Origin of the sequence: Demequina aestuarii, assembly GCF_000975095.1 — a bacterium.
GTDB lineage: Bacteria > Actinomycetota > Actinomycetes > Actinomycetales > Demequinaceae > Demequina > Demequina aestuarii.
This window is the reverse complement of the sequence record NZ_BBRD01000001.1, coordinates 265,771-278,770: the sequence shown is the minus strand read 5'-3', so window position 1 is coordinate 278,770 and position 13,000 is coordinate 265,771. Positions and strand designations below refer to the sequence as shown.

Annotated in this window: 10 protein-coding genes; all 10 read right to left on the bottom strand. The window is 68.8% G+C overall.

Going from position 1 to position 13,000, the window contains the following annotated elements; all coding sequences use genetic code 11:
* Window positions 1–61 precede the first annotated feature (61 nt).
* Genes AOP72_RS01330 through nuoF form a run of 10 tightly spaced genes read right to left on the bottom strand, consistent with a single transcriptional unit; the run spans window position 62 to window position 12,991 of the window.
* Window positions 62–1,057, bottom strand: coding sequence for a polyprenyl synthetase family protein (locus AOP72_RS01330; protein ID WP_062131322.1), 996 nt, complete (start codon window positions 1,055–1,057; stop codon window positions 62–64).
* Between the two features lie 4 nt (window positions 1,058–1,061).
* Window positions 1,062–2,642 (bottom strand): NADH-quinone oxidoreductase subunit NuoN, encoded by a 1,581-nt coding sequence (gene nuoN, locus AOP72_RS01325; protein ID WP_062131318.1) that lies wholly within the window; start codon window positions 2,640–2,642, stop codon window positions 1,062–1,064.
* Window positions 2,639–4,132, bottom strand: coding sequence for an NADH-quinone oxidoreductase subunit M (locus AOP72_RS01320; protein ID WP_062131316.1), 1,494 nt, complete (start codon window positions 4,130–4,132; stop codon window positions 2,639–2,641). The genes nuoN and AOP72_RS01320 overlap by 4 nt, the downstream gene beginning before the upstream one ends.
* Window positions 4,133–6,013 (bottom strand): NADH-quinone oxidoreductase subunit L, encoded by a 1,881-nt coding sequence (gene nuoL / locus AOP72_RS01315; RefSeq protein ID WP_062131313.1) that lies wholly within the window; start codon window positions 6,011–6,013, stop codon window positions 4,133–4,135.
* Window positions 6,014–6,016: 3 nt separating this feature from the next.
* Entirely contained in the window at window positions 6,017–6,316 is a 300-nt protein-coding gene (nuoK, locus tag AOP72_RS01310; protein WP_062131310.1) for an NADH-quinone oxidoreductase subunit NuoK, read from the bottom strand.
* The gene (locus tag AOP72_RS01305; RefSeq protein ID WP_238581570.1) at window positions 6,313–7,128 is read right to left on the bottom strand and encodes an NADH-quinone oxidoreductase subunit J; all 816 of its coding nucleotides are present in this window, start codon (window positions 7,126–7,128) and stop codon (window positions 6,313–6,315) included. Before AOP72_RS01305 ends, nuoK begins: the two co-directional genes overlap by 4 nt.
* On the bottom strand, window positions 7,121–7,816 hold the full coding sequence (gene nuoI, locus AOP72_RS01300; RefSeq protein ID WP_062131304.1) for an NADH-quinone oxidoreductase subunit NuoI: 696 nt from the start codon (window positions 7,814–7,816) through the stop codon (window positions 7,121–7,123). Before nuoI ends, AOP72_RS01305 begins: the two co-directional genes overlap by 8 nt.
* On the bottom strand, window positions 7,813–9,159 hold the full coding sequence (gene nuoH, locus AOP72_RS01295; RefSeq protein ID WP_084631095.1) for an NADH-quinone oxidoreductase subunit NuoH: 1,347 nt from the start codon (window positions 9,157–9,159) through the stop codon (window positions 7,813–7,815). Before nuoH ends, nuoI begins: the two co-directional genes overlap by 4 nt.
* Entirely contained in the window at window positions 9,159–11,669 is a 2,511-nt protein-coding gene (locus AOP72_RS01290) for an NADH-quinone oxidoreductase subunit G (protein ID WP_062131301.1), read from the bottom strand. The genes nuoH and AOP72_RS01290 overlap by 1 nt, the downstream gene beginning before the upstream one ends.
* Complete coding sequence (nuoF, locus tag AOP72_RS01285; RefSeq protein WP_062131298.1) at window positions 11,666–12,991, bottom strand: NADH-quinone oxidoreductase subunit NuoF; 1,326 nt, start codon at window positions 12,989–12,991, stop codon at window positions 11,666–11,668. The genes AOP72_RS01290 and nuoF overlap by 4 nt, the downstream gene beginning before the upstream one ends.
* Between the last annotated feature and the right edge of the window lie 9 nt (window positions 12,992–13,000).

Here is a 13,000-nt window from a genome sequence, read left to right as displayed (position 1 = left end):
TGTCGGGGCGGAGAGGGCCGATGCGCGTCAGGCCAGGCAGGGCGGCCGCTGCGGGGTGGGCTCAGGAAGCGCGGGCGACCAGTGCGTCCGCGAACGTCAGCAACGCGTCCCTCACGTCGCCCTCGGGGAGCCCGTCGATGGCGTCCTTGGCACGGCCGGCCCACGCGTGCGCCAACTGGCTCGTCTCTTCCACGACCTCGTGGCCACGCAGGGAGGTCACGGCCTCCGTCAACGCCTCGTCCCCGCTGAGGTCGCCGTCGATGACCTCGAGCAGCGCGGCGTCTGCGGGCGTCCCCTTGCCCTCAGCGACGCGGCGGCGCAGCAGCAGCACGGGCATGGTCGGCACGCCCTCGCGGAGGTCGGTGCCGGGAGTCTTGCCGGTGGTCTCCGCATCGGAACGCACATCGATGACGTCGTCCGCCAACTGGAACGCGACACCGGCGAGTTCGCCGTAGTGGGTCACGGCGTCGACGGTGCGCACATCGCAGCCGCCGAACTTGGCGCCGAAGAGCGCAGACGTCGCGATCAGCGATCCGGTCTTGTCCGCAAGCACCTGCAGATAGTGCTCCACCGGGTCCTCGCCGTCGTCCGGGCCGACGGTCTCGTGCAGCTGACCGAGGCACAGCCGCTCGAAGGTCTCGGCCTGGATGCGCACGGCCTCGGGGCCAAGCCCCGCGACCACGCGCGACGCTCGCGCGAACAGCAGGTCACCGGTGAGGATCGCCACCGAGTTGCCCCACACCTCATGCGCGGCGGGCGCGCCGCGACGGGTGGGAGCGGAGTCCATCACGTCGTCGTGGTACAGCGTGGCCAGGTGAGTGAGCTCTACGACCACCGCGGCGTCGAGCACCTCGGGACGCGCACCGTCGCCGAGCTGTGCCGTCAGGAGGGAGAGCATCGGCCGGAGCCTCTTGCCCCCCGCATCCACCAGGTGACGCGACGTGGCGTGCGCCAGGCGATCCGACTGCGCGACTGCGTCTCGCAGCCGCTCCTCGACGATCGCGAGCCGCGGGGTCAGCGCAGTCTCGAGCGCTTCTGAGCCGAGCGGCAGCGCCATCAGATCATGCCCCCAGCGAGACCAGCAGCACGGCGGCGTCCTCGAGCAGCCCGAGCGCGCCGGCGGGCAGGATGCCGAGAAGCACGGTGGCGACCGCCGTGACCCAGATCACCAGCCGGACGAGCGGGCTGTCCTCGACCGCGATGTCGTCCTCGGCGCCCTCGGGCACGTCCGTGAGGAACATCAGCACCACCAGGCGCACGTAGAAGAAGGCCGCGACAGCGGAGGCGACGACCGCGATGAGCACCAGCGGCCAGCCGCCGCCCGCGATCGCGGCGGAGAACGCCTCGAACTTCCCGACGAATCCCGCGGTGAGCGGGATGCCCGCGAAGGACAGCAGGAACAGGCTCATCGCACCCGCCAGCAGCGGCGAGCGCTTGCCCAGGCCGGCCCACTGGCCCAGCCGGACCGCCTCGGCACCGACGGAGCCGTCCTCGGTGCGCTCACGCACCTGAGTGACCACCGCGAACGCGCCGATCGATGCCAGACCGTACGCGAGGAGGTAGAACGGGAGCGCGCTGAGCGCCTCTCCCTCCAGCCCTGCGAAGGCCACCAGGATGAAACCGGCGTGCGCCACGGAGGAGTAGGCCAGCATGCGCTTGACGTCCGTCTGCACGAGGGCGAGCACGGTGCCGAGCGCCATCGAGGCGATGGCCGCAGCCCAGAACAACCAGCTGAGCTCCCACTCGAGCGGGTGCAGCGACGTGTACATGATGCGCAGCAGCGCGGCGGTGGCAGCGGCCTTGGTGGCCGCCGCCATGAAGGCCGTGACGGGAGTAGGCGCGCCCTGGTAGGCATCGGGCGTCCATGAGTGGAACGGCACGGCGCCGATCTTGAACAGCAGCCCGGCCACGATCATCACGGCACCCGTCACGAGGAGCGCGTCGTTGGCTCCGCCGAGCTCCATCGCATAGGCGACCGCGGAGTACGAGGTGTGGGCCGTCGCACCGTAGACCAGCGCGGCACCGAACAGGAAGATCGCGGAGGAGAACGCCCCGAGCAGGAAGTACTTGAGTGCACCCTCCTGCGACAGCAGGCGACGGCGGCGGGACAGTGCCACGAGGATGTAGAGGGGAAGCGAGAAGACCTCGAGCGCAACGAACAGGAAGATGTAGTCGGTGACCGAGGTGAACAGCATCATGCCGCCCACCGCGAACAGGCCGAGCGGGAACACCTCGGTGAGCTGAAGGCCCTTGCGACGCGCCAGCGTCTCCTCGATCGAGCCCGGGGCCGTCGATCCGAGCGGCGTGAACGACTCCTCGCCGGCTCGAGTGCGGGCGGCGAAGAGGATCATCCCCAGCACGCCGAACACCAGGATCATCGACTGCCACGCAAGCGCCTGACGGTCGACGGTGATCATGCCATCCATGACGACCGTGCCTGCGCCGTCCAGGAGCGCCCATTGCACCGCTGCGGTGCCGAGCGCCGCGACCAGCGCGACCAGCGCCACGGCCAGCTGCACCAGGCGGCGGGTCGCTGGCGTGCGGATGAACGCCTCGATCAGGATGGCGGCCGATGCGGCCACGAGCACGATCAGGATCGGCGCCAGCGGCGCCCATGCGATCTCGGGGGTCACGAAGTTCACGCGCCGGCCTCCTCGATGGTGACCTGGGCGACCGCGTCAGCCGCGGGCGCACTCAGGTAGTCGATGGCGATGCCAGGCAGGAAGCCCAGCAGCAGCATGAGCCCCACCAGCGGCCAGGTGACGAGTCGCTCGCGCAGCGTGAGCTCGCGCGCCTCCCCCAGGTCTGCCCGGACGGGGCCGGTGAACACCGACTTGTATGTCAGCAGGATGTACAGCGCAGCGAGGACCACGGAGACGGCGGAGACGATGACCGCGGCAGCGGCCACCGGGTAGGCGCCGATGAACACCATGATCTCGGACACGAACGGCGACAGACCCGGGAGCGACAGCGCCGAGAGGCCGACGACCAGGAAGGTGCCCGCGAACACCGGCATCACCCTCTGGAGACCGCCGTACGCGTCGACATCGGCGGTCCCGTAGCGCGACACCAGGAATCCGACCAGCAGGAACAGCGCACCCGTCGACAGTCCGTGGTTGAACATGTAGAACGCCGCACCCTCCATGGACGTCACCTGGAACGCGAAGATGCCGAGCACCATCACGCCGAAGTGGCTCACCGAGGTGAAGGCGACCAGACGGAACATGTTGCGCTGGCCGATCGCCAGCAGCGCCCCGTAGACCACCGAGATCACGGCCAGCACGATGATCACGGGAGCCGCCCAGCGGGCGGCCTCCGGGAACAGCGTGAGACACAGCGTGATCATGCCGAAGGTGCCGATCTTGTCCAGGACGGCCACGAGCAGCGCGGTGGTGCCCGCACGGGCGGTCTCGGCGACGTCGGGCAGCCACGTGTGCACCGGCACCATCGGCGCCTTGATCGCGAAGGCGAGGAAGAACGCCAGGAACATCAATCGCTCGGTCGTGACCGGCAGGTCCAGCCCTGAGAGGTTGTCGGTCAGGAACGCCTGGTCGCCACCGGGGCCCACGAAGTACAGGGCCACCACCGCGACCAGCATGATGAGTCCGCCGGCCAGGGAGTACAGCAGGAACTTGACGGCCGCGTAGCGACGCTGGGCGCCTCCGAAGCCGCCGATCATGAAGTACAGCGGGATGAGCATCGCCTCGAAGAGGACGTAGAACAGGAAGACGTCGCGCGCGGCGAAGATGCCGACCATGAATGCGAGGCTGAGCAGGATCAGCGCGAGGTAGTGACGTCGGCGCGACTCGTCCTTGTCCTCACGCCAGGCTGCGAGGATCGCCAGCGGCGTCAGGATCACGGACAGCGCGATCATCAGCAGCCCCAAGCCGTTGACGCCGAGCGCCCAGCTGGTGCCGATCTGGGGGATCCACGAGTAGACCTCGGAGAACTGGAAGGCGCCCGCATCGGACTTGTCGAACTGCAGCGCCATGACGGCGAACAGTGCGAGCTCGAGCCCGGTGATCGCAAGAGCGATCTCGCGCGCGCGGCCGCGGGCCGATGCGGGCAGGGCCCACAGCAGCACGGCGCCGACGACCGGCACGGCGACGAGGATGGTCAGGAACGGGAACACTTAGCGACCCCCCACGACGATGATGAGCGCGACGATGACGAGACCCACGAGCATGGTCGCCGCGTAGGAACGGACCTGGCCGTTCTGCAGGCGCCGGGAGGCTTCGCCGAGACCGGCCCAGCCGCGTGCCTGCTTGTTGACGGCGCCGTCCACGACAGTGGCGTCGAGGTAGACCAGGGTGCGCGTCAGGTGCTGTCCGGGCCGCTGGAGCGCGGCACGGTTCACTGAATCCTGGAAGAAGTCGTTGCGCGCGGTGATGGCGGCGAGCGACCCGGTCGGGGCTTCCAGCGCCACGTCGCGACCTCCGTACTTGAGCCAGGCGAGGGCGACGCCTGCGATCACGAGCACCAGGGTGGCGCCGATCAGCACCGGCACCGGGAGCACCGGCTCGTGGTGCTCGACGTGGCCCGTGACGGGCTCGAGCCAGTGGGTGAAACGGTCACCCGAGGCGAGGATGAGCCCCAGGAACGCCGAGCCGACGGCGAGGATGATCATCGGCACCGTCATCAGCAGCGGGCTCTCGTGCGGGTGCTGGTCGTCCGTCCACCGGGCCTTGCCGTGGAAGGTCATGAAGAACAGTCGCGACATGTAGAACGCGGTGAGGCCGGCTCCGACGAGGGCCGCTCCACCGAGCACCCACGGCTGCCAGCCCTCGCCCACGAAGGCCGCCTCGATGATCTTGTCCTTCGAGTAGAAGCCGGAGAACGGAGGCAGGCCGAGGATAGCGAGCCATCCGAGCCCGAACGTCACCCATGTGACGACCATGGCTCCACGCAGCGCGCCGAAGCGGCGCATATTCACCTGGTCGTTCATCGCGTGCATCACGGACCCGGCGCCAAGGAACATCCCGGCCTTGAAGAAGCCGTGCGTGACCAGGTGGAAGATCGCGAACGCGTAGCCGATGGGCCCCAGTCCCGCGGCAAGCATCATGTAACCGATCTGCGACATGGTGGACGCGGCGAGTGCCTTCTTGAGGTCGTCCTTGGCCATACCGATGAGGGCACCCAGGATCAGCGTCACGGCGCCGACGAGAGCCACCACGACCTGTGCGTCGGGAGCCCCGTTGAAGATGGGCGCGGAGCGCACGATCAGGTAGACGCCCGCGGTCACCATGGTCGCCGCGTGGATGAGCGCGGAGACCGGCGTGGGGCCTGCCATCGCGTCACCGAGCCACGACTGCAGTGGGAACTGCGCGGACTTTCCACAGGCGGCCAGCAGCAGCATCAGGCCGATCGCGGTCAGCTGCGCAGCCGTCGCCTGAGGGGCGGCGTCGAACACCGTGGCGAAGTCGACTGCGCCGAACGTGGAGAACATCAGGCCCATGGCGACGATGAGACCGATGTCGCCGATGCGGTTGGCGATGAACGCCTTGTTCGCGGCGGTGGCGTACTCGTTGCGCTGGTTCCAGAACCCGATGAGCAGGTACGACGCCAGCCCCACGCCTTCCCAGCCCACGAACAGCAGCAGGAACGAGTCGGCGAGCACCAGCAGGAGCATCGCGGCGACGAACATGTTGAGGTATGCGAAGAACCGGCGGCGGTCGGGATCGTGCTCCATGTACGCGACGGAGTAGATGTGGATCAGGGTGCCCACGAACGTGATGAGCAGCACGAACGTCATCGACAGCGGGTCGACGAGCAGACCGGCGTCGAGGTTCAGCTCGGTCCCGGGGATCCACGAGGACAGGTGCACGCTCGTGGCGCGCTCCTCCCCCGGCAGCCCGAGCATCTGCACGAATGCGATCAGTCCCACCACGAAGGCGGAGGCGGAGGCGCCCACGCCGACCCAGTGGCCGTAGGCATCGGCTCGACGCCCGGCCAGGAGCAGCACGAAGGCGCTCACCAAGGGCACGGCGATGAGGAGCCAGGTCACAGACAGCATGCGCTATCCCTTCAGCTCTGCGGGTTCGTCGAGCGAGATCGACTGGCGTGCACGGAACACCGCGATGATGATCGCCAGGCCCACCACCACCTCGGCTGCGGCGACGACCATGACGAAGAACGCCATGACCTGCCCGTCGAGCTGGTCATGGATGCGGGCGAACGCCACCAGACTCAGATTGGCCGCGTTGAGCATGAGCTCGACGCCCATGAACGCCACGATGGCGTTCCTGCGCAGCAGCACCGCCGCGGAGCCTATCGCGAACAGGATGGACGCGAGGATCACATAGTTCATGGGGTTCACTGGGCGCCCTCCTCGTCACGGCCCTCACGACGGCCCTTGCGGTCGTCGGCGTCGTGCGACGGTGCGCCGGACGGCCGCTGATAGTCCTCGGGGTTGCGCGTGTTCTCGAGCCGTGCGCGGAAGTCGGTGCCCTCGCTCATCTGATCGCGGGCCTCGAGCACGCGGGACACCGAGTGCTCGATGGGGCGTCCCTCAGGATCGAGCGCCGGGGCATCGAGCGCGTTGTGGCGAGCGAAGACGCCCGGCATGGGCTTGTTGACGGGGTCCGCCCCGGCGAGCACGCGAGCGGCCTGGAGCTCCGACTGCGTGCGGCGCGGCGTGAGCCGCGGCGTGTGGGTCATCACGAGCGCGCCCACGGCAGCGGTGATCAGCAGCGCGCCGAGCACCTCCATCACCAGCACGTACTCTCCGAAGAGCACCATCGCGATCTCTTCGGGGTTGCCCACGACTCCACGCGGCGCGGGTTCGATGGTCACGCGTCCCACGACGGAGACGAGCAGCAGGGCGAGACCCCCCGCCGCGAACAGCGCGATCCAGCGCTGTCCGGTGATGGTCTCCCGGAGGTCCTCGCGCCGGTCGACGCCGACCAGCATGAGCACGAACAGGAACATCATCATCACGGCGCCGGTGTAGACCACGATCTGCACGACTCCGAGGAACGGTGCGTCGAGGCCGACGTAGGCGGCCGCCAGGCCCACCATCACGAGCACGATCGACATCGCGATGTGGGCGGCCTTGCGAGCGAACAGCAGCGACAGCGCGGGCGGCACGGTCAGCACCGCGACCACCCAGAACAGCACCTCGTTAACCACGGCGGGCCTCCGCAGGCTCGGTCGAACGGTTCTCGGGCAGCGTCGGGTCGTCCGGGCGTCGCTCGCGCACCCACTCGATCTGCGAGTCGACCACCGCAGTCACGTCGCCGCGGTAGTAGTCGTCATCAACGGTGTCGGGCACCATCGGATGAGGGGCGGCCAGCATCGCGTCCTGCATCGGCGCGAGCAGGTCCTGCTTCTCGTAGATGAGGCCCTCGCGGGTGGGGCCAGCGAGCTCGTACTCGTTGGTCATCGTGAGCGCGCGCGTGGGGCATGCCTCGATGCAGAGCCCGCAGAAGATGCACCGCAGGTAATTGATCTGGTACACGCGGCCGTAGCGCTCGCCGGGCGAGTACTGCGCGTCCTCAGTATTCGAGTCGCCCTCGACGTAGATTGCATCGGCTGGGCAGGCCCAGGCGCACAGCTCGCAGCCGATGCACTTCTCGAGTCCATCCGCGTAGCGGTTGAGCTGGTGACGGCCGTGGTAGCGCGGCATCGCCGGCGTCTTCTTGTCCGGGTACTGCTCCGTCACCGTGGGCCGGAAGAAGTTCCGCAGCGTGACGCCGAAGCCGGCGACCGGCGCGAAGGCGCGGCCCACCGCACCGTTCTCGGGGAAGTTGGACTCGAAGCGCTGGGCCTCGCCGTCCCGCTCCCGGTTGACCTTCCAGACGTCGTCGGGCTCACTCATGCGGCGCCTCCTTCGGGGTCGTCGCCACCGGCGCGCGCCTCCACGGTGCGGCCGGAACGGGGCGACGGGGGCAGGGTCTGATGGGGCAGCGGCGGCACGGGGAACCCGCCCGCGAAGGCGTCGAGCTCTTCGCGCTCGGGCTCTGGCGTCTCGACCGGCTCGCCCTTGAAGAAGCTGATCACGGCAATGGTCAACAGGAGCGCGATGAGACCGGCGACCGCGTCGTACACGTTGAGGTCGCGGTCCCACGCGTCGAACGCCGCGCGGCCCACCGAGAAGAACACGAGCCAGCCGAGGCCCACGGGGATGAGGACCTTCCAGCCGAGCTTCATGAACTGGTCGTAGCGGAACCGCAGCACAGAGCCGCGGATCCACACGAAGACGAACATGAGCAGCCAGATCTTGAGGATCAGCCACAGCGGCGGCATGATGCCGGAGTTCAGGAACTCGGCGCCCGGCCACGACTGCGGCCATGGCGCCTGCCAGCCGCCCATGAACAGCGTGGCCGCCACGGCCGAGACGTTGATCATGTTCATGTACTCGGCGAGGAAGAACCACGCGAACTTCATCGACGAGTACTCCGTCATGAAGCCAGCGACCAGTTCTCCCTCTGCCTCCGGGAGGTCGAACGGCAGGCGGTTAGTCTCGCCCACCATGGAGATCACGTACAGGATGAACGCGGGGAACAGCGGCCAGATCCACCAGCGATCGGCCTGCGCCTCCACGATGCCGCTCGTCGACATCGTGCCGGAGAGCAGGAATACCGTGACGAGCGACAGTCCCATGGCGAGCTCGTAGGAGATCACCTGAGCGGTCGAACGGATCGACCCCATCAGCGGGTACGTCGATCCGGACGCCCAGCCACCGAGCACGATGCCGTACACGCCCAGAGCGGCGCACGCGAGGATGAAGAGTACGGCCACGGGGAAGTCGGTCAACTGCAGCGGCGTGACGATGTCGGTGCCGGGGATGTGGGTCACCGGGCCGAACGGGATCACCGAGAAGATCAGCAGCGCGCAGAACACCGAGATCATGGGCGCCACGATGTAGAGCACCTTGTCCGCAGCACGGACGGTGATGTCCTCCTTGAACAGGAGCTTCATCGCGTCCATGACGGACTGCAGCAGACCGAAAGGGCCGTGGCGGTTGGGCCCAGGGCGCTCCTGGAGGCGGCCGATGACGCGGCGCTCGAACCACACCGCGAACAGCACCGACGTCAGCAGGAACACCAGGATGATGACGGCCTTGACGATCGACAGCCACAGCGGGTCGTTCGCGAGCGCCTCGGTCACCGTGAGAGATGCGGGATCGACCTCAGCGCTCACGCGTGCGAGCGACAGCATCAGATGCCCCCCTTCACGCGCACGAGTGCGCCGGGGTGGACGCCGAGTTCCTGGGCGACCCAGGATCCGGGCGACTTCGCAGGGACCCACACGACTCCATCGGCCATGTCGGTGAGGGCCACCGGCAGCTCGATGGTGCCACGGCCGCCCGCCGTGAGCGTCACGACGCCGTCCTTGACGCCGATGCGCTCCGCGGTCGCGGGCGACAGCCTCGCCACAGCGGTGCGTCCCGTGCCCGCGAGGTACGGCTCGCCGTCCTGAAGCGCACCCTCGTCGACGAGCAGGTGCCACGAGGCGAGCACGAGCTCGTCCCCGGCAGCCTTCCTGGCCTTCCCGGCCTTGACGGAGGGCGCCTTGACCCGTTCGCTCTTGCCTGCCGCGCCCAGCAGCGCGAGCTGCTCGTTGACGTCGGCGACGGTGCCCACCTTGAGGTCGGCACCGAGCTCGCGCCCCAGGAAGTCCAGCGCCCGGTGGTCGGAGATGGCGTCGGTGCGGATCGCGGTGGCGAATCCGCGCAGACGACCCTCCCAGTTCACGAACGTGCCGGGCTTCTCGGAGGGAGGAGCGACGGGCAGCACCACGTCCGCGTAGCGCGCGACATCGGTGCGGCGCACCTCGAGCGAGACGACGAAGTCGGTCCGCGCGAGCGCGGCGGCCAGGTCGTCGGTGAGGTCGGAGGGGGTCACCCCGCCGATCACGAGGCCGGACAGCGTGCCCGAGGCCGCGGCTGCGATGATCTCGGCCGCATTGCGCCCGGGGGATTCGGGAAGGGAGTCCACACCCCACGCCTTGGCGATCGCGTCGCGGGCCGATGCGGCGGTCGCGTCGCGGCCGCCCGGAAGGAGACCAGGGAGGGCGCCCGCCTCGACGGCGCCACGCTCTCCCGCGCGGCGAGGGATCCAGGCGAGACGAGCGCCGGTGCGCTTGGCGAGGCGCAGCGCCTCGGACAGCGCGCCGGGTGAGCCGGCCAGACGCTCGCCCACGATGATGACCGAGCCTTCGGCCTGAAGCGACTCCGCCGCATCCGCCGCGCCCTTGATCGAGGCAAGAGCCGCAGCTTCGCCGCCCGGGACCGCCTGGATCAGCGTCGCGTCGAGCTTCTCGGCACCGCGCGACAGGAACGGCGCCACCGTGAGGACGCGCTGGGTGCCGTAGGCCTTGCGCAGGCGCAGGAACACCACGCCGCCCTCGTCCTCGGGCTCGAAGCCGGCGAGCAGGACCGTGGGCGCCTTCTCCAGGTCGGCGAACGTCACGCCCATGCCGGAACCCGCGACGGTGGAGCCCAGGAACTCCTGCTCCTCGTCCGACGCGGTGCGCGTGCGCACGTCGACGTCGTTGGTGCCGAGGGCCACACGCGCGAACTTCTGGTAGGCGTATGCGTCCTCCATCGTGATGCGCCCGCCAGGGAGCACGCCCACGCCCTTGGCCTTCTTGTCGGCAGGGGTGCCGGTGAGTCCGGCGGCAGCCTTCAGACCCTCCGCTGCTCGCGCGATGGCGTCGGGCCACGAGGCCTCGTGCAGCTCGCCGTCATCGCCCCGCACCAGCGGGCGCTCGAGGCGATCCGAAAGGTTCTGCCACGAGAACGCGAAGCGATCCTTGTCGGTGATCCACTCCTCGTTGACGACCGGGTCGTTGTCCGAGAGGCGGCGCAGGATGGTGCCGCGGCGGTGGTCGGTGCGGATCGCCGCTCCGGAGGAGTCGTGCTCCGAGATTCCGGGCGAGCTCACCAGGTCGAACGGGCGCGAGCGGAACCGGTACGCGGCGGACGTGAGTGCGCCCACCGGGCAGATCTGCACCGTGTTTCCCGAGTAGTACGAGGAGAACGCACGGCCGGACTCGTCCTCGGCGGCGACGCCGATGGGCTCGTAGCCGTCGAAGCCGAGCACATCCTCGTCGAAGGTGCCGATCTGCTGCATCGCGCCGCGGTTCTGCAGGTCGATGAACGCGTCGCCCGCGATCTCCTTCGAGAACCGGGTGCAACGCTGGCACAGCACGCAGCGCTCACGGTCGAGCAGGATCTCGGAGCTCAGCGGCAGCGGCTTCTCGAAAACGCGCTTGACGTCGATGAAGCGCGACTCGGAGCGGCCGTGGCTGAGTGCCTGGTTCTGCAGCGGGCATTCACCGCCCTTGTCGCACACGGGGCAGTCGAGCGGGTGGTTGATCAGCAGCAGCTCCATGACGCCCTCCTGGGCGTTCTTGGCCTCGTCAGAGGTGTGCTGGGTGTTGACGATCATGCCGTCCATCGCCTGCATCGTGCACGAGGCCTGCGGCTTGGGGAACGCGCGAACGTTGCCCTCGCGATCCGGAGCGGCCACGTCGACGAGGCACTGGCGACACGCGCCGGCCGGGGCCAGCAGCGGGTGGTCGCAGAACCTCGGGATGTCGATGCCGACCTGCTCGGCGGCGCGGATGATCAGGGTGCCCTTGGGCACCGTCGTCTCCTTGCCATCGATCGTGAGGGTGACGGTGTCGACGGTCTCGGCCGTGGCCTTGTCCGCGGTCGAGGTCATGCGTGCGCCTCCTCGGGAGCCGGTGCGGAGTCGTAGTCGAACAGAGCCGACGCGGAGTGGTCGAACGGGCATGCGCCCTGCTGGATGTGCTGCTCGTACTCGTCGCGGAAGAGCTTGACCGAGCTCGTGATGCAGCTCGTGGCGCCGTCGCCGAGCGCGCAGAATGCGCGTCCCAGGATCGACTCACAGGTGTCGAGCAGCTGCTGGATGTCGGCATCGGTGCCGTGGCCGTCCTCGATACGCTCGAGGATCTGCGCGAGCCAGAACGTGCCCTCGCGGCACGGCGTGCACTTGCCGCACGACTCATGCTTGTAGAACTCGGTCCACCGCGTGACGGCGCGCACGACGCACGTGGTGTCGTCGAACAGTTGGAGCGCCCGCGTGCCGAGCATCGAGCCCGCCGCGCCTACCGACTCGTAGTCGAGCGGAGTGTCGAGGTGCTCGTCGGTGAACAGCGGCGTCGAGGACCCGCCTGGTGTCCAGAACTTGAGCGGCCGGCCGTTCCGCATGCCGCCCGCCATCTCCAGCAGCTCCCGCAGGGTGATCCCCAGCGGCGCCTCGTACTGGCCAGGCTTGGCGACGTGGCCCGACAACGAGAACAGGCCCATGCCCTTGGAGCGCTCGGTGCCCATGGCGGTGAACCACTCCACGCCCTTGCCCACGATCGACGGGACGGAGGCGATGGACTCCACATTGTTGACCACGGTGGGGCGCGCGTACAGGCCCTCCACTGCGGGGAAGGGCGGCTTCAGCCGAGGCTGGCCGCGACGTCCCTCGAGGGAATCGAGCAGCGCCGTCTCTTCGCCGCAGATGTACGCGCCGGCACCGGCATGAACGGTGACGTCGAGGTCGAAGCCGCTGCCGTGGATGTCCTTGCCGAGGTGCCCGGCCTCATAGGCCTCGCGCACGGCCTGCATCAGCCGGCGGTACACGTGCACGACCTCGCCGCGCAGGTAGATGAAGGCGTGGTTGCTGCCGATCGCGTACGACGTGATCGCCACGCCCTCGACCAGCAGGTGGGGGGCGGAGAGCATCGTCGGAATGTCCTTGCACGTGCCCGGCTCGGACTCGTCCGCATTCACCACGAGATAGCGCGGCAGACCATCGTCAGGGGGCAGGAAGCCCCACTTCATGCCGGTGGGGAACCCGGCACCGCCGCGTCCGCGCAGGCCAGAGTCCTTGACGGCTGCGATCAGATCGGCGGGCTCCATGCCCAACGCCTTCGTCAGAGCGCCGTAGCCGCCGTGGTCCGTGTACGTGGAGAGCTTCCAGGACTGTTCCGCATCCCAGGTCGCGCTCAGCACGGGGGTCAGGTCCGTCACTTCGACTCC

Coding starts and splice junctions, on each gene's coding strand:
- AOP72_RS01330 (WP_062131322.1), bottom strand. CDS start 1,057: ATGGCGCTGCCGCTCGGCTCAGAAGCGCTCGAGACTGCGCTGACCCCG.
- nuoL (WP_062131313.1), bottom strand. CDS start 6,013: ATGCTGTCTGTGACCTGGCTCCTCATCGCCGTGCCCTTGGTGAGCGCC.
- nuoI (WP_062131304.1), bottom strand. CDS start 7,816: ATGAGTGAGCCCGACGACGTCTGGAAGGTCAACCGGGAGCGGGACGGC.
- nuoH (WP_084631095.1), bottom strand. CDS start 9,159: ATGCTGTCGCTCGCACGCGTGAGCGCTGAGGTCGATCCCGCATCTCTC.
- AOP72_RS01290 (WP_062131301.1), bottom strand. CDS start 11,669: ATGACCTCGACCGCGGACAAGGCCACGGCCGAGACCGTCGACACCGTC.